14 protein-coding genes are annotated in these 17,977 nt (G+C 47.2%); 10 read left to right on the forward strand and 4 right to left on the reverse strand.

All coding sequences use genetic code 11. The annotated features are described in order from the left end of the window. Window positions 1-133 precede the first annotated feature (133 nt). The 6 genes from BMY78_RS01150 (at window position 134) to mglC (ending at window position 8,576) form a co-directional block, all read left to right on the forward strand. On the forward strand, window positions 134-1,753 hold the full coding sequence (locus BMY78_RS01150) for a response regulator (RefSeq protein WP_090893853.1): 1,620 nt from the start codon (window positions 134-136) through the stop codon (window positions 1,751-1,753). After that, entirely contained in the window at window positions 1,750-3,567 is a 1,818-nt protein-coding gene (locus BMY78_RS01155) for a cache domain-containing sensor histidine kinase (protein WP_090893855.1), read from the forward strand. Before BMY78_RS01150 ends, BMY78_RS01155 begins: the two co-directional genes overlap by 4 nt. Next, window positions 3,554-4,780, forward strand: coding sequence for a substrate-binding domain-containing protein (locus BMY78_RS01160; protein ID WP_256221912.1), 1,227 nt, complete (start codon window positions 3,554-3,556; stop codon window positions 4,778-4,780). Before BMY78_RS01155 ends, BMY78_RS01160 begins: the two co-directional genes overlap by 14 nt. A 121-nt stretch (window positions 4,781-4,901) precedes the next feature. Continuing rightward, window positions 4,902-5,963 (forward strand): galactose ABC transporter substrate-binding protein, encoded by a 1,062-nt coding sequence (locus BMY78_RS01165; RefSeq protein WP_062320799.1) that lies wholly within the window; start codon window positions 4,902-4,904, stop codon window positions 5,961-5,963. Between the two features lie 73 nt (window positions 5,964-6,036). Continuing rightward, window positions 6,037-7,542, forward strand: a complete 1,506-nt coding sequence (locus tag BMY78_RS01170) for a sugar ABC transporter ATP-binding protein (RefSeq protein ID WP_090893857.1) — start codon at window positions 6,037-6,039, stop codon at window positions 7,540-7,542. Window positions 7,543-7,556: 14 nt separating this feature from the next. Beyond that, complete coding sequence (mglC, locus tag BMY78_RS01175) at window positions 7,557-8,576, forward strand: galactose/methyl galactoside ABC transporter permease MglC (protein ID WP_062320794.1); 1,020 nt, start codon at window positions 7,557-7,559, stop codon at window positions 8,574-8,576. A 63-nt stretch (window positions 8,577-8,639) separates the two neighbouring features. Here mglC and BMY78_RS01180 read toward each other — a convergent pair whose 3' ends face one another. Next, window positions 8,640-8,975 (reverse strand): hypothetical protein, encoded by a 336-nt coding sequence (locus BMY78_RS01180; RefSeq protein ID WP_090893859.1) that lies wholly within the window; start codon window positions 8,973-8,975, stop codon window positions 8,640-8,642. A 261-nt stretch (window positions 8,976-9,236) separates the two neighbouring features. Between BMY78_RS01180 and BMY78_RS01185 the strand changes: the two genes are divergently transcribed. The 4 genes from BMY78_RS01185 to lpxA all read left to right on the forward strand — a co-directional run bounded on the left by BMY78_RS01185 (window position 9,237) and on the right by lpxA (window position 13,824). Next, the gene (locus BMY78_RS01185; RefSeq protein WP_256221913.1) at window positions 9,237-10,808 is read left to right on the forward strand and encodes an ATP-binding protein; all 1,572 of its coding nucleotides are present in this window, start codon (window positions 9,237-9,239) and stop codon (window positions 10,806-10,808) included. Window positions 10,809-11,174: 366 nt separating this feature from the next. Continuing rightward, window positions 11,175-12,005, forward strand: a complete 831-nt coding sequence (gene lpxC, locus BMY78_RS01190) for a UDP-3-O-acyl-N-acetylglucosamine deacetylase (protein WP_090893861.1) — start codon at window positions 11,175-11,177, stop codon at window positions 12,003-12,005. Window positions 12,006-12,025: 20 nt separating this feature from the next. Further along, complete coding sequence (gene lpxD, locus BMY78_RS01195; RefSeq protein WP_090893863.1) at window positions 12,026-13,051, forward strand: UDP-3-O-(3-hydroxymyristoyl)glucosamine N-acyltransferase; 1,026 nt, start codon at window positions 12,026-12,028, stop codon at window positions 13,049-13,051. After that, window positions 13,048-13,824, forward strand: a complete 777-nt coding sequence (gene lpxA, locus BMY78_RS01200; protein ID WP_090893865.1) for an acyl-ACP--UDP-N-acetylglucosamine O-acyltransferase — start codon at window positions 13,048-13,050, stop codon at window positions 13,822-13,824. Before lpxD ends, lpxA begins: the two co-directional genes overlap by 4 nt. Before the next feature lie 99 nt (window positions 13,825-13,923). On the opposite strand, the gene BMY78_RS01205 is transcribed toward lpxA, so the two are convergent. The 3 genes from BMY78_RS01205 to BMY78_RS01215 all read right to left on the reverse strand — a co-directional run bounded on the left by BMY78_RS01205 (window position 13,924) and on the right by BMY78_RS01215 (window position 17,969). Then, a complete protein-coding gene (locus BMY78_RS01205) occupies window positions 13,924-15,702 on the reverse strand; it encodes an ABC transporter ATP-binding protein (RefSeq protein ID WP_256222187.1) in 1,779 nt (592 codons plus the stop codon). A gap of 40 nt (window positions 15,703-15,742) precedes the next feature. Further along, on the reverse strand, window positions 15,743-17,464 hold the full coding sequence (locus BMY78_RS01210; RefSeq protein ID WP_090893869.1) for an ABC transporter ATP-binding protein: 1,722 nt from the start codon (window positions 17,462-17,464) through the stop codon (window positions 15,743-15,745). Between the two features lie 70 nt (window positions 17,465-17,534). After that, window positions 17,535-17,969, reverse strand: a complete 435-nt coding sequence (locus tag BMY78_RS01215; RefSeq protein WP_177185623.1) for a MarR family winged helix-turn-helix transcriptional regulator — start codon at window positions 17,967-17,969, stop codon at window positions 17,535-17,537. Window positions 17,970-17,977: the final 8 nt, after the last annotated feature.

Here is a 17,977-nt window from a genome sequence, read left to right on the forward strand (position 1 = left end):
ATCTTATCATCTTAAAAGTAAGCGATTACATAATTAAATTTATATTGTATATTATGATGGCAACCTTGAATCATATTTACATATACATTATTGCTTGGGCTTATGGCCCCTTAAATAAAAGGAGGAATCTGACGTGTACCGGGTATTGCTGGTGGATGATGAAGAGGATGTACGCGAAGGGTTGGTTGTAGAGGTAGATTGGGAAGCACTCGATCTGCGCATAGTGGGTCTGGCGGAGAATGGACGTGAAGCACTGGAGATGGCCGAACGAGTGGAGCCGGATATTGTGGTAACGGATATCAGCATGCCATTTATGGATGGACTTGAACTTGCTCGAAGGTTGCGGGAACGCAATCCGCTTGTGAAAGTGGTGATTTTGACCGGATACGATGAATTCGACTACGCCCGGCAAGCGGTCTCGCTGAGTGTGGATGAATATTTACTGAAGCCTTTCTCGGCGGGACATCTGACAGAACTGCTTACAAGATTGCGTGCGCAAATGGCGGCGGATGTGGCCGTACGAGAGGATGTACAGCAGCTGCGCGACCATTATTATACAAGCCTGCCCTTGTTACAGGCGGACCTGATGGCAACTTTGCTGCATCGGCAGAAATCACCGGAATATATCCATGGCAAAGCAAAGCAATGCGGACTGGATCTGCATGGTGAACGCTATGGTGTATCCGTATTGACTCTGCATATGGATGGAGAACAATCCGCGGATGCGGAGCTAAAGCAGTTCGCTGCGCTGAACATTGCCGCAGAGGTATGGACGGAACATGGGGCCGGACATGCTTTTATGCATCAGGAGACGATTGTGCTGCTCTATGTAGATCAGTGGGGTGGAGAAGATGGAGAGAAACGACAGCAGCAAGCGCTGGAAAATGTAATGCGCAGCATCAATCACTATCTGCGTATTCCTGCTACTGTTGGATCGGGCTCGATCGTGAACACATTGGCAGGTGTAAAGCATGCCTATGAGGATGCACTACTGGCTCTGGATTATCGGCTTGTACCGGGGACTGATTCGCTTATCTATATTGCAGATGTGGAGCGGCAGACGGCGGGCAAACTGCGTTTTGACGAGTTGAAGCAGCAAACGCTGACACGTTGTCTGAAAGCGGGCACGCAGGCGGAGCTGGAGGATGCACTGGAGATCATTTTCCGGGAAATTACGGTGGAGCATGGGCGAAGTGACATTCAACTGTATCTGATTGAAGTTTTAACAAACGTTTGGAAGGCAGCTCAGGCATCGGGCGAGGCCATGGAGGATATATTTGGAGCAGGGTTCCAGTTGTATGCCGATTTGTTCCGTTTGCCTGGGTTGTCTGAGGCACAAGGTAAGGTGCGTGAGGTTTGTCTGCTCGTACAACATCGCATTGCCAGCGGAAGGCAGCATGTATACAAGGATATTGTGGAACAGGCATTGTCGTTTACCAAAGAACACTTCGCCGATCCGGATCTGTCCATTCAGAAAGTATGCGGGCATCTGCATATCAGCTCGGGTTATTTTTGTGGCATTTTCAAAAAAGAAGTACAGCTTACCTTCCTGCAATATCTGATGCAGATCCGGATGGAGGCGGCGAAGGAATTACTTCGATCCACAGAGATGAAGTCGTTTGAGATTGCAGGGCAGGTAGGCTTCGCGGAACCGAATTATTTCAGTTTTTGCTTCAAAAAACATATCGGCGTCTCGCCCAAAGAATATCGCAAACAGACTGCTCTAACAGCTAGTGAAGGCACAAGTCGATGAGAACGTTTGCCGGATGGATAAGATCCCTTTGGCTCAAGCTGCGGTCCAGGCTGCGTTCATCAAGAGTCAGCAGTATCCGCTTTATTATTACGTGGTCCTTCTCTGTCTTCATTGTATTGGTGCTGACCATCATGGCGATGCTGCTTCATGACAAATTCACGCAGGCCGCGGAACGAAGTGCGGAGCTGACGACGAGACAGATCGTGGATCAGGTCAGTTACAATCTGGAGGATTATGTCCGCAGCATGTCGCATCTGTATCGAGCCATCGAAGAACATATGCTGCGGGACGGCACGTGGGAAGGAGATCAGGTAGACAAACAGCTCGACACGCTGCTTAGCAGCCGCGAAGATATCATCTCTATTACTTTGCTGGATTCAACTGGGCATTTGCTCAAGAACCGACCTTCAGCCGAATTAAAGCCGAGTGCCCATGTGACACAGCAAGGGTGGTTTCAATCTGCGCTCCGAGTGCCGGATCATCTTAGTTTCTCGCTGCCTCATATTCAGAACATGTACACAGGCCCATACAAATGGGTCGTTTCCATGAGTAAAGGCATTACCGTACGCCAAAATGGTCAGGATCGGCAGGTCATTCTGCTGGTGGATATCAACTTCAAACAAATGGACGAACTGAGCCGCCGGGTCAGTCTGGGACAGCGGGGATACGTCTACATTATCGACGAAAGTGCAGGCAATATCGTCTACCATCCGCAGCAGCAATTAATGTACATGGGGCTCAAAAGCGAAAATATCGAACAGGCACTGGTTGCAACCGGCAGTTATGAAGATGAGGCGGACGGGCAGAAAAGGTTGAATACGGTCAAGTCTGTCGCCAATATCGGATGGAAAATCGTTGGTGTGGCCTATCTGGATGAGATTATGACAACTCGTCAGGAGGTCAATGGATATCTGATTCGGGTGCTGCTGGTTGTGCTGGTACTGGTTATCCTCGTCTCGCTGTTCCTCTCTTCCAGTCTGACACGTCCGATCCGGCGGATGGAGCGAAAGATGAAGGCTGTGGAGCGAGGGGATTTTAACGTGGAGCTACCCATCGAAGGGCCGCTGGAAGTGGAACGTTTATCCCGTCGATTTAACCTGATGGTCTATAAAATCCGTACTTTAATGAGTGAAATCATTCATGAACAGGAACAGAAGCGTCGGCTCGAACTGGAGGCTTTGCAGGCTCAGATCAATCCGCATTTCCTGTACAACACGTTGAATTCGGTCGTGCGCATGGTGGGCATGAGTCGGAATGAGGAAGTCATTACGATGATCACTTCGTTATCCCGATTGTTTCGCATCAGTCTCAGTCAGGGCAAAACGATTATTACGGTCAGGGAAGAACTGGAGCACGCACACCATTACCTGACGATTCAACAGATGCGGTTCAAGCGCAAATTCAATTTTAGCATGACTGCGGATGAGGATACGCTGGACTGCCTGACACTTAAGCTGGTGCTTCAGCCACTCATTGAAAATGCGATCGTGCATGGCATTGAATATCATATGGACGAGGGATGTATTGAGATTCGTGTATACCGGGAGGACGACAAGCTGGTATTTCGGATTACGGATAATGGGGTCGGCATGACAGAAGAGCAGATGTCAAAACTTCTAATGGGCAGTCCTATCGTGAAAAGTGGTGCAGGATCAGGTGTAGCTGTACGCAATGTACATGATCGGATTCAGCTTTATTATGGCGAAGCTTACGGTCTTGAATTCGAGAGTGAGCTGGAAGAAGGCACAACCGTCTGGATTCGGATTCCGATCCAATCGGAACGAGAGGAGGACGATGCTCATGATGAACAATAAAGGGAACAGCATGTTCACCAAGCGAACCAACAGGTCGAATAAGATCCATAGAAATAGAACGGAATGGATTGCGCATCATCTGGTTATGAAAATGAAAATCTGCACTCACGTGGAATTCATACGGCCGAGAATCCTTACTCTTCGTTATACGGGCATGATAGCAGCGATTTGCTGCCTGTTGTTATGTATGGCGTGTGGTATGTCCACTGATCCGGCGGGATCGCCGCCGCGTATTGCACTGATTACGCCAGCGGGAACCGGAGAACTCGCAGAAGCGATACGTCTTGGGGCCGAAGCGGCTGCGAAAGAAGCGGGAGCGGAGCTCATTACGGTGGAGGCTTTTCCCTCAGAGGGGTTAACTTACGCGCCATCTATTCCCGACTTCACAGCAGGACAGGGAAAGGTCAAGCAAGAGCACTTGCAAGATGGGACTTATCCACTAAGCGAGCGTGAACAAGCCCAGGTGGATGCAGTATCCCTGGCACTGGAACAGGGAGCATCGGCCCTGTTAATCGATCCTTTGAGTGAGAAGGCACTCAGCGACATCATCCAGAAAGCACAGACTCAAAATGCCAACGGAGTGGTTATCCCCGTGATTTTGTTGAATGATGAATTTCCTGTAAAAGGCATAACAAGTGTTATCTCGATGGATAACGTTGAGGCTGGACGGCAGGCGGGTCAGGCCATGGCTGTGCTTCTGGGAGGACGAGGACGTATAGCCCTGCTTGGTCCTGATCCTGTAAATCCTGTTCTGATTAACCGGGAGCTAGGGGTAGAGGAATCACTGGCTCAATACCCGGACATTCATGTGGAGGCCCAATCCGTATGCAGCACCCGGGATGCTTGCTGGCAGGTGGCGAAGCAGCTGCTTGACCAGCAGCAGGTGGACGGATTGATTGCACTTCAGGAATCTGCTTCTCTGGGCGCAGCGGATGAACTGAACCGACGTACGTCAGAGAACAATGGGAACAAGGTGAAGATTGTGGGTTTTGGCAGTGAACAGCAGCAGTTAGAGCAGTTACAGGAAGGCAGAATTCAGCATTTGATCGTGCAAAACGGATTCAGTGCAGGTTATCTTGGTGTGAATCAGGCTGTTGCACGGTTGAACAATCAACAGGTGCAAGCGAGGGTGACGCTTGAAACGAAATTGGTCAGTACGGACAATATGTTCTGGATGGATAATCAGAAGCTGTTGTTCCCTTTTGTACAATGAAGGTTCAATTGAGGAAGATTTCGATAAAACAGAGGAAGATCTTGTATTCGAATTTATTGTAAACCCTTTCATAATAAAGACATCGGTAAAGCCGAATGAACTTGGGGGAGGTCATTAGGATATGAAGAAAACGTGGATGACATTGTTGCTTACAGCGTGTATGGTTGCGGCGGCGGGGTGCAGCAGTGGTGGAGACAGCGCAGGCGGCAGCACAGGAACAGATACAGGAGGTCAGGCGGCGGCAGGAACGGAAACGCCGAAGATTGGCGTGGCGATCTATAAATTCGATGACACGTTCATGACGGGTGTGCGGAATGCAATGACCGCAGCAGCAGAAGGCAAAGCCACACTCGATATCGTGGATAGCCAGAACGCACAGCCGACCCAGAATGAGAAAGTCGATCTGTTTGTATCCAAGAAATACAACGCAATGGCCGTGAATCCGGTTGACCGGACCGCAGCAGGTGTCATCATCGATAAAGCCAAGGCCGCAAGCATTCCGGTCGTCTTCCTGAACCGTGAGCCGGTTGCCGAAGACATGAACAAGTGGGATAAAGTGTATTACGTTGGAGCCAAGGCGGAAGAGTCCGGCACGATCTCCGGTCAGCTCATTGTGGACTACTGGAAGGCCCACCCGGAAGCAGATAAAAATGGGGACGGCAAACTGCAATACGTCATGCTGAAAGGCGAGCCGGGCCACCAGGATGCTGAGCTGCGGACCAAATATTCCGTTCAGGCCATCCAGGATGCCGGAATTGAAGTGGAAGCGCTTGCGGAAGACACGGCGATGTGGGATCGGGTCAAAGGCCAGGAGAAAATGCAGGCGTTCCTTGCCTCCCATGGAGACAAGATTGAAGCGGTACTGGCTAACAATGATGACATGGCACTCGGAGCCATTGAAGCGTTGAAAGCAGCCGGATACTTCAAAGACGGCAAAACGATGCCTGTTGTCGGCGTGGATGCAACTGCTCCAGCTATTCAGGCCCTTCAGGACGGCACGATGTTGGGCACGGTGTTGAATGATGCCAAGAACCAGGGCGCAGCAACGGTTGCACTGGCTTCCGTACTCGCGAAGGGTGAGACGCCAACGAAGGAAAACACCGGTTATGACATTACGGATGGAAAATACGTCTGGATTGCCTACAAAAAAATTACGAAAGACAACATTGCCGACGCCCAATAACAGCAGCAAACAGGGACGTCCGTCATGAGATGGCGTCCTTTTTTGCCGGGTTTAAGGAAGGGGAGGATGAAAGATGGAATCACCTTACCTGCTGGAGATGGACGGAATATCCAAAGCATTTCCGGGTGTGCAGGCACTAAGTCAGGTCACATTGAAGGTAAAGCCGGGTACGGTTCATGCGCTGATGGGAGAGAACGGAGCTGGCAAATCCACGCTAATGAAATGCCTATTCGGTATGTACCGCCCGGATGAAGGGACGATTCGGATGGACGGCAATGAGGTGGACATTCCGAGTTCGAAAGCGGCGCTTCAGCATGGCATATCGATGATTCATCAGGAGCTGAACCCGGTGCCACACCGTCCGGTGATGGAAAACATCTGGCTGGGGCGCTTTCCGATGAGGGGGCTGCTGGTGGATGAGAAACGAATGTATGCCGATACACTGGCTCTGTTCAAGGACTTGAATCTGGACATTGATCCGAAGGCTCAGGCGGGAACGTTATCCGTTTCCAAAATACAGTCGATGGAAATCGCCAAAGCGGTCTCTTTTCAATCCAAAGTCATCGTGATGGATGAGCCAACGTCCTCGCTAACGGGCAAGGAAGTGGACCAGCTCTTCGCCATTATTAATCAACTTCGCAGTCGCGGGGTGTCCATTATCTACATTTCGCACAAGATGGAGGAAATTCTGACGATCTCGGATGAGGTCACGATTATGCGGGATGGTTTTGTGGTCGGTACCTGGGATGCTGCCGATTTAACGACTGATCTGATCATTACCCGCATGGTTGGACGTGATTTGGATGAACGGTTCCCAGAACGCACGAACATACCTGGAGAAGTGATTTTGAAGGCAGAAGGCTTAACCTCCAGCCAGCCGAATTCGTTCCGGGATGTGACGTTTGAATTGAGGAAAGGCGAAGTGCTTGGCATCGGCGGCCTTGTTGGGGCACAGCGGACGGAATTGATCGAGTCATTGTTCGGTTTGCGCGGACTTGCTTCAGGGACGATCTCGATTCATGGGCGCAAGGTGAAGATCAAGTCACCTGCCGCAGCAAAGCGTCATAACATTGCCCTGCTGACCGAAGAGCGAAGAGTCACAGGAATTTTTCCAGTGTTGTCTGTATATGAAAATACGATTATCGCGAGTCTCGGACGTTACCGGAATCGGATCGGTCTGCTGGATGAGAAGAAAGGCCGAGATGAGGCGCGCGAGCAAACGCAGAAGTTTAGAACTAAAACGCCTTCAGTTAACACGCTGATTCGCAACCTTTCTGGTGGTAATCAACAGAAGGTACTTCTGGCCAGATGGTTGTTGACTGACCCTGAAATTCTACTGCTCGATGAACCGACACGTGGGATTGATGTAGGTGCCAAATTTGAAATCTATACCATTATTACGGAACTGGCTAGCCAGGGCAAAAGCATTATTATGATCAGCTCGGAGATGCCCGAACTGCTGGGCATGTCGGATCGAATTATGGTCATGAGCGAAGGACGGCTCACCGGAATCGTCGACGGTGCCGAGGCAACAGAGCAGGATATCATGAGGCTGGCCGCACAGCAGCGGATGGCTTAGTCAGGAGGGAATACATGAATACACAAGTTATCAATCAGGTGAAGCAGTATGTGGCGCAGCGCGCGATCTTTATTGTGCTGATCCTGCTCGTCATTGGCATTGCCATTGCCGATCCGCACTTTCTTGCTTTCTCTACACTTCGGGATATATTACAACAGTCCTCCACACGAGCCATCATTGCACTGGGTGCGGCGTTTATCCTCGTAACGGGCGGGGTCGATTTGTCGGCAGGCCGGGTCGTGGGTCTAACGGCTGTTGTATCCGCATCGATGCTGCAAATCGACGAATATGCTAATCGGTTCTTTCCCGATCTGCCACACTTATGGGTGGGATTGCCGATCGTCATCGGGATCATTGCTGGCCTGGCGGTTGGCCTCGTCAACGGCATCATTGTAGCCAAATTACATGTGCCACCCTTTATCGCCACACTGGGCACAATGGTTGCGGTATATGGTCTGAACTCGATTTATTTTGATACAGAGCCCAATCAGTCACAACCCATTGGTGGACTGAGACCTGATTTTACCGTTATTGGGTCTGGTTACATCGATCTTGGCGGCGGCTATTCCATTCCTTATATCGTATTGATTGCTATAGCGGTTGCGCTGATCTGCTGGGTCGTCTTCAACAAGACCCGCCTTGGCAAGAACATGTATGCCATCGGTGGCAACATTCAGGCTGCGCATGTGTCCGGCATTCATGTGGCACGCAACCTGATTGCGTTGTATGCCATTGCAGGTGCACTGTATGGACTGGGCGGTGTGCTGGAAGCCGCGCGTACGGGCGGGGCAACGAACAATTACGGCAACATGTATGAGTTGGATGCTATAGCGGCCTGTGTCGTGGGGGGCGTCTCGACTGCGGGTGGGATTGGAACGGTGCCTGGTGTTATGGCAGGGGTGCTGATCTTTGGAGTCATCAACTATGGTCTGACCTTTATCGGTGTAAGTCCTTACTGGCAGCTGATTATTAAAGGGTTGATTATTGTGGCTGCGGTGGCATTTGATATCCGCAAGTATATGGCGAAAAAATAGAAGTGTAGTAATAAAGCAAAGAAGTCAGCACTCTCGAATAACAAGAGTGCTGGCTTCTTTATTTTATGAATTTACAAACCTGTCCACAATATCAACCACGGGACCAACGATGCAGAGGAGCAGCATAAACCCGGCTACGTTAAAAGCTACCCGTGTACCATAGTGCGACCGATACTTGCTAGCCATAATTACAGCAGGTATCCAGAAGATTGCCGTCGCCACAAAGGGAAGGTGGAGTCCCTGGTCACCGTTACTAAAAATCGGCAATTTCAGTAGCTCAAACAGATAATAACCAAACCTGAAATTCTCTGCTCCCCAACCATAATTAAAAGCAAATCCCAGAATAAGTATCAGCAGAGAAAGTGTCCCTATGCCCAAAGGTTTTCTTTGTTGTATCATGCTTATCACTCCATAACCAAGGTAATATCCTAAATAAATCCATTAATGTATTGTAACACAGTACTGACCATTGTGATATGTAAGATCGTTTCGCAATATGCATTTTCCTATAAACCGTTTGTCCTATTTTAATTATAAATTTATACATTCATGTGAATTTGACGAGCCTCCACTAATCGACAACATTAGCTAAACATAATCGATATAATACATGTGAATAGGATCTGGATGTGCGTATTATGTCATAGGGGGCGAGGCTGTTTGCTGAGTTACACGATGAAAATGCTTATTTTCCCGCTGGGATGTCTGCTTGTTATCCTGTCCTCTTATTTTCTAGGGCTTACTCCCCATCTCGCATTAATGATATGTGCTGGTGTGTTACTTGTAGCAAGTATATATGGGGAGAAACGTTATCCTGCATTGCGTAACATCCATTGGATTTTTCTCGGCATTTTCCATTATTTCAGTGAACTGAACTGGTGCGAATTGTTATATTATCTGCTGATCATGTCGATGATCCAAAATAAACAACGTGTTGCGCAGACTTTACCCATATCGATGCTGCTATTGCTGGAATATACAGTGATTCGGCTTTCCTATGTACCGATTGATACATATGCTTTGCTGGTATCCCTGTTTGACATGTTAACGGCGATTGTCATTATATTTTTTTATCATACACTGATTAACAGCGAGGCAGAGAAGCGCAGGCTTCGGGAGAAAAATCACTTTCTCACCCTCCATGACCCGCTCACCGGGTTGCTGAATTACGAAGGTTACATAGATGCTCTTAATAAAACGGTGGAGGAGCACAGATCCTTTCTACTGATTATCCTGAATATTCAGAATTTTAACGGGTTTGACAAAGAGGTCGAAGACAACTGGTGCAGCGTAATCGGAAATACAGGCGAAATTATTACGACACAGTTTTCGGATGCATACGGTATATCCCGCTATGCAGGAGATCGCTATGCCGTCATTTTGCCTGTTATACAAGACATTGAAGAACGCATGTCGTCACTGCTGTCAGGGGAGTTGCGGGGATTGCAGGTGAACTACAGTATTTCCTTATATCCGGGAATGTCTGAGACGTTGCAGCACTTTATTACGGTGGCGGAGGACAGGTTATTCCAACAGCAACGCAATAAATGGTTGAAAAACGAAGAGGAGGTCTTCCGTTCCGAAAGACTCCGAGCCGTTGGTGAACTGGCGGCTGGCATGGCTCACGAAATTCGTAACCCGCTGACTGCCATTCGCGGATTCCTGCAGCTCTCACGCGGACAGGCATTCAATATTGCACCATGGTATGAAGTCATCATGGGGGAGATCACGCGGGTAACAGAGCTAACGGCTGAGTTTTTACAATTTTCCAAACCACACACAAATCACATGAAACCTGAACGAGTGGGGCAATGTCTCGAACGTGTCATGTCGTTAACCGAGTCAGATGCAGCATCACGAGGCCACCGAATTACACTTGAAATGACTGGGGAGCCAGTCGTTGTTAACATGGATCGGGACAAAATTGTACAGGTTCTAATCAACCTGATCCGTAATGCTTTTGAAGCGATGGAAGACCCTGGTGAAGTGCATATTGATCTGTTACATGATGGAGATAGAGCACTTATTTCGATTACCGACACGGGCAGCGGCATTCCAGAGAACTCTCTGGCAACGATCTTTAATCCGTTCTATACGACCAAGGAAGAAGGTACAGGACTTGGACTGGCACTCTGTCAGAAAATTGCTCAGGATCATCATGGCAAAATTACTGTTCATAGTGAAATGGGGATTGGCTCTACATTTACCCTTCATTTACCTATGGGGGCATAATTCCAACTAACAAAAACGCTGAACTGATCCCGTCAAGTAGACAGTTAAGAAAATAAAAAATGGCTCGTTTAGAAACCTTAGCTCGGATAACGTGCTAAGGTTTCTTGTTATGCTGCTCTTCGGTGACGCTTTTTTTCAGCGTACTTGCGGATCATTTTATTCTCAGCTACATATCCGTGTGAATTTGCCGAGCCTCCAAATATCGACAACATCAGCTAATCATAATCGATATAATACATGTAAATAGGATTCGGATGAAGAATTATGTCAAAGGAGGCGAGGCTGTTTGCTGAGTTACACGATAAACAGGGTGGGCTGTTGCATTATTTCAGTAAAATAATATTCAATTAAAATGGAGGAGATGCAATGTACCAAAAAACGATTCGTAATCGTTTTACATTAGACGGCATTGCTATACATAGTGGGAATTTGTCAAATATAACTCTGCATTCTGCACAACCAAACACAGGTATTATTTTTAGAAGAGTGGATGTAGATCCATATGAAATTATTGAAGCTAAAATCGGTAATGTATCCAATACGGAACGCTGCACACAGCTTAAAAACATGCATGGATACACCGTATCTATGGTTGAACATACACTGTCTGCTGTTCGTGGGATGGGCATCGATAACGTGATTATTGATGTTAATGGTGAAGAATTACCTATTTTTGATGGCAGCTCTACCGATATTGCAGTCAAGATTTCAGAAGTTGGCTATCTGCAGCAAGAAGTCAAAAAAACGTACCTTCATTTACAACAAAAAATTAGAGTTGAGCACGGTGATTCTTTTCTTGAAGCTCGTCCCTCCTCTATGACCTCCTATTGCGTGTCTTTTAAAAATGAACATAAAATTGCCTACCTCTCGGATCAAACATCCAATTTTAATTTTATAGAAAACAATTACTTAACTGATATTGCGCCAGCTAGGACATTTTGTTTTGAAGAAGAAATAATGTACTTAAAAAGCAAAGGTTTAATACAAGGTGCTTCTTTAGAGCATGGCATAGTTATTGGTGAAAAGAAAATTTATCCCAATTTACGTTTTCATGATGAATTGTCTCGTCACAAGCTGCTGGATCTTATTGGCGATTTAGCTTTGAATCCTCCTTTTCATGCAAGAATCATAGGATCAGGAACGTCTCATTATTTGAACACTCTTTTTGCTCGAGAATTATTAAATAATCTAATCTAAATACATAAGGAGGCCATATCATGCCATGTAATTTGAATGAAATTTCTGAACAGTTAAATGGGATTCTAATAGGTGATGGCAATGTCGTTATAACAGGCGTAGGTTCAATACATGCTGCTAAAGAGGGAGATATTGCTTTTGTTACGGATAAAAATCTAAATAAATTAGATCAATGTAAGGCTTCGGCTTTCATTGTGCCAGAAACGACAATAATAGAATTTAAAGTACCTGTTATTAAGGTGAAAAATCCCCGACTTGATTTTATTCGCTTAATTGAAATGTTTAGCGAGAAAACCAAAAGCAGTGGTGTATTATCATCAGAAGCAATTGATCCTTCGGTAACGTTAGGCTGTAATGTGCAGATCGACGAATTTGCGGTAATCAAAGAAGATGTATCTATTGGGGATCATACTATTATTTCCGCGCATTCATTTATTGGTAAGAATGTGACCATTGGAACGAATTGCTTGATCCACCCTAATGTCACTGTTCTACATGATACTTTCATCGGAGATAATGTCATCATTCACTCAGGCGCAGTAATTGGCGCTGACGGCTTTGGTTTTGAATGGGATGGTCAAAAACAAGTTAAAATCCCACATATCGGAAATGTCGTTATTTTTGATGATGTTGAAATTGGAGCAAACACCACTATTGATCGCGGAACGATTGATTCAACAAGTATTGGTAAAGGAACTAAAATGGACAACCTTATTCAAATTGGCCATAATGTTCAAATTGGTGAGCACTGCATTATCGCAGGTACAAGTGCAATTGGGGGCTCATCAAAAATTGGTAATCGCGTCATATTGGCTGGTGGAAGTGCGGTAATTAATAATATCACGATTGGAGACGGCTGCGTAGTTTTAGCTAAAACCATGGTTACTAAAAACATGCCCCAGAACTCAATGGTGTCAGGATATACAGCTCGTTCACATAAGAAACAACTACGAGAATCCGCTGCACTTTCCAGACTCCCCCAAACGATAAAAAAACTAAATGAAAAGCTTGATGAACTTTCCAAAACAAAGGAAGGTGCTAAATGATACATCAGTCAGCTATTATTCATCCTACAGCAATAATTGGAGATAATGTCGAAGTGGGACCTTTCAGTATCATTGAAGAAAATTCTAAAATAGGTAGCGGATGCAGGATTGGAAGTCACGTTATTATAGGGACTAACACGATATTGGGGGAGAATAACTATATTTCACATGGTGCCATTATCGGTTCAGATCCACAAGATAAAAGTTACCAGGGCGAAGAATCGTATCTCATTATTGGAGATAATAATACCGTGAGAGAGTATGTCACCATATGTAAAGGCACATCAAAAGGAGATTGTTTCACGAGAGTAGGAAGTAACAACTTTATTATGAATTATGCTCATATCGCACATGATGTATTGATGGGAGATCACAACGTCATCGTTAATAATGTGCAAATTGGCGGACATGTTAACATTGAAGACCATATCACTTTTGGTTGTGGTTCTGGTGTACACCAATCATGTAACATCGGAAGGTTTGCAATGATTGGAGCAGGGAGTAAAGTTTCACAAGATATCGTTCCATATTCTTTAGCAGATGGTCCGCGTTCGTACATACATGGTATTAATATCGTTGGTCTAAGAAGAAATGGATTCTCAAATGAAGAAATAAGCACGATAAAAAAGATTAATACCATTTTATTTCGCCAAAAGCGAACTCTCGATCAATCTATTGAAGAAATAAACAACCTACCTCCTTCTGAATTTAAAGAACACACATTAAATTTTCTAAATAAAACTACACGCGGAATTGTACGAATGAAGCGATAAAATGGAAACGCCGCAAAGGTCCGGAATAAAACGGAACCTCATGCGGCGTTTTAGTTTGTGGTTCTGTGTTTTTAACCAGTCAATCAACACGAACCCAAATCAAGTAAGCTGTCCCTGATGCAACTGATAGTAGAAACCTTGCTGCTGCATCAGCTCATCATGGCTGCCTCGTTCGGCGATCTTGCCGTCATCAATGACGAGAATCTGATCGGCCTCACGAATCGTGCTTAACCTATGGGCAATGACGAAGCTGGTGCGATCCTTCATCAAAGTGCGCATCGCTTCCTGAATCTGCATCTCGGTGCGTGTATCGATGCTGCTGGTCGCTTCATCCAGAATAAGAATCGCAGGATCAGCGAGAATGGCACGAGCGATGGTTAACAGTTGTCGCTGTCCCTGACTCAGATTGCTGCCACCGGAAATGATCGGGGTATCGTAACCCTGCGATAATTTGCGGATGAAGGGGTGGGCATTTGCCAACTTCGCTGCTTGCTGGATCTGTTCGTCCGTTGCATCGGGTTTGCCGTAAGCAATATTGTCACGAATGGTGCCGGAGAACAGATAGGCATCCTGTAACACAATGCCAAGTTCGCGCCTTAGCTGGTCCTTCTCCAGTTCGGAGATGTCACAGCCATCAATGGTAATTCGTCCACCCGTAATCTCGTAAAAACGAGGCAGCAGGTTAATGATCGTTGTTTTACCCGCTCCCGTCGGGCCGACAAGTGCAACCATCTCGCCTGGCTTGGCGGTGAAGCTAACCTTTTTCAGAATGTCCCTCTCGGAGTTATACCCAAAGGATACATCCTCAAATACAACGTTACCCTGAATCTGCTCCAGTTGTTTCTTCTGTTCTTCCACGTATTCACTTGGTGTATCGATAATGTGGAATACACGCTCGGCACCTGCAATAGCTGCCTGAATCAGGTTGTACTGGTTCGCCAAATCATTGATGGGCCGCTCAATCTGGCGGGAGTAAGCCAGGAAACTTACAATCAGCCCGATGGACGTCAGATCATGATAAGCCATCCATCCACCTACGGCTGCCAGTATGGCAAAGCCGATATTGTTCATGACATTCATCGTTGGCCCGACCAGACCCGATACGCTTTGAGCCTGGGTACTGGAAGTGCGAAGCTTCTCATTCAGATTCTGAAAATGTTTTTGGGCCTGCTCCTGGCGATTATAGGCTGCAACCACCTTTTGTCCGGCAATGGTTTCCTGGGCGTAGCCATTAAGCTCACCTAGCAACTTTTGCTGGGCGGTAAAATGTTTGCGGGTTCTTGAAGCGATCAGCCGAGTGGCGATCGTAATCAGGGGAACCGTGACCAGACTGAGCAGTGTCAGACGGACATCCAGCGCTAACATAATCGACAGGGAGCCAACCAGCAAGATGGCGCTGGACATCAGTTGGGTTACACTTTGGTTCAGCGTTGTGGACACGTTATCGATATCATTGGTAGCCCGGCTCATCAGATCACCGCTCTGATTTTTGTCAAAAAAGCTGATCGGCAGCTGCTGCAGCCGTGAAAACAGAGCATGGCGCAAATCCTTCACAGTCAGTTGAGAGACACCGATCATGACATAGGATTGAGCCCACATCATAAACGAACCGAGAACGTATACGGTCAATAATAACATGCAGTCTTTCAGTAGACCGTCCGTCATTTTGGGAACGATATGTTCGTTGACCGCACGGCCGAGCAGATAAGGTCCTGCCAGATTAAGTAATGTTCCAAGAGCCGTCAATACCAGAGCAGCGATAACCCCTTTGCGATGACGTCCCATGTATGACCACACTCGAATGATGGCGTGGCGGGCGTTCTTGGCTCTTACTTTGGGAACCGGACCTCGGCCGGGTGGCCCAGGTCTTCCGATCATCGGTGGGACAACGGTCTGATGAATGGAGGAAGAAGTGTTTTTAGCCAAATTGAACGTCCTCCTTCCGCTGCTGCGAATAATAGATGGATTGGTAGTGTGACGAATGGGCCATGAGGTGCTCATGTGTACCACTTGCCACGATTTCGCCTTCATCAAGCACGTAAATACAGTCTGCATCCTTCACGGAAGAGATCCGTTGTGCAATCAGGAAGGTGGTGCTGTTTTTCATTAGTGAATGAAGCGCCTTCTGAATGCTTGCTTCGGTACGCAGATCGACGGCACTGGTGCTGTCGTCCAGAATCAGAACCTCCGGCTGCATGAGCAGGGCACGGGCAATAGAAATCCGTTGTTTCTGCCCACCTGAGAGATTGACCCCGCGCTGGCCCAACTCCGTGTCATATCCATCTTTCAGATTCATAATAAAATCATCAGCAGCCGCCGCTTGAGCTGCGGCACGTAGTTCAGCTTCCGTTGCATCAGGTCTGCCGAAGCAGATATTATCCCGGATGCTGCCACTGAACAGGATGGATTCCTGTAATACGATGGACACACGGCTGCGAAGATCCTGAAGATCCCAGTTACGCACGTTCACTCCATTCACGAGCACTTCACCCTGTGAGGCATCATACAAGCGGGGGATCAGCTGTACAAGTGAGGTTTTGCCTGATCCTGTAGAGCCGAGTAAGGCCACTTTTTCTCCCGGCCGAGCCGTCAGTGTAATTCCGGAGAGGGTATGTTCTCCATCATAGCGGAAATAGACATCCCTGAATTCCACCTGACCTGCTCCTTTACGAGACATATCATCTCCCGATTGAATATCAGGCTGGGTGTTAAGCACCTCATTGATGCGTGTTGCAGATACTTTGGCGCGGGAGAAGCTCATCATCATCATGCCGATTGAAGTGAGCGACGAGAGGACAACCGTTACGTAGTTGATAAAAGCAATCAAATCCCCGGCGGCAATATCGCCTCCTACAACCTGGAAGCCCCCAAACCACAGCACCGCTACAATGGTTGCATTCAGCATCAGGCTTAGTACCGGTGCATTCAGCGATACGATGCGCCAGGCTTTGACTGCCGTATGGGTATAATCTTCATTGGCTTGCTGGAAACGCTTCTTCTCCTGATGTGCGCGTGCAAAAGCTTTGACGACACGAATGCCGGCCAGATTCTCCTGAAGAACCGCGTTCACCTTGTCGAGTTTGTTCTGAACGCTGGCGAAAAGTGGATAGGAGGCAGATATCAGGATATATAAGATGATAAACAGAATCGGCACGGACAAAATGAGAATGAGCGCCAGTTTGACACTGATCGTAAACGCCATAATAATACTGCCGATAATCAGCATCGGCGAACGGATAAACATACGCAGAAGCATCTGTACAAAGGTCTGCATCTGGGTGATATCACTCGTCAGGCGAGTAATAAGCGAGCCTTCCTGGAAGGTATCCAGATTACGGAACGAGAACTTCTGAATATGATCAAACAATTCCTGGCGCAGATCGGTTCCGTATCCAACAGCCGCTTTGCTTGAAAACAGCGTACAGCCTGCACCGCCAACCCATCCGATTAACGCAAAAAGAAGCATAAACAAACCTGTAGTCATAATGTGGGACAGGTTCCCTGCAAGAACACCATCATCCACAATGCTGGACATTAGCTTGGGTTGAAGTAGGTCCATGGCAACCTCAAGGACCATGAGCAATGGAGCCAGAATGGCCGCTGACTTATACGGGGTAAGAAATCGTTTTAACGTCCACAATGGGGAAAATCACCTCATTCGTTATGAAATAATCTTGTTGCAAATAGTCATACAGACAGAAACATCTCACTTAATATTCTCGCAGATTCTGAACCATGCGTTGGGCGAGCGCCGACATCAGCTGCGATTCCTCCGGTGTAAAATCTTTCTGGGCTTGGCGATCTAGCTCCTGGAATACTTCTCTCAGTTCCTTAAGCGCATCACGGCCCTGGTCGGTCAGATAGACACGCAGGCTGCGCAGATCCTTCGGGTCGGCTTCACGCCGTATAAATCCCGAGCTTTCCATACGTTTCAGCATTACCGTTACCGTAGCAGGGGCGCGGTGAAGCTGTTCGGCCAGATGTTTCTGGGTCTGACCATCTTCCCGTTCAAGCTGGAATAGCAGCGGCGGTTGACCCGGATATAACTCAGGGTGGTTGACAAGCTTCTCATGAACCTTGTAACGCTGTAGCTTGACGAGTTCTGATAATTGGCCCATTAACCGTTCATTTCGATCTGATTTCATAAGCGCTT

Source organism: Paenibacillus sp. OK076, from assembly GCF_900110055.1.
GTDB lineage: Bacteria > Bacillota > Bacilli > Paenibacillales > Paenibacillaceae > Paenibacillus.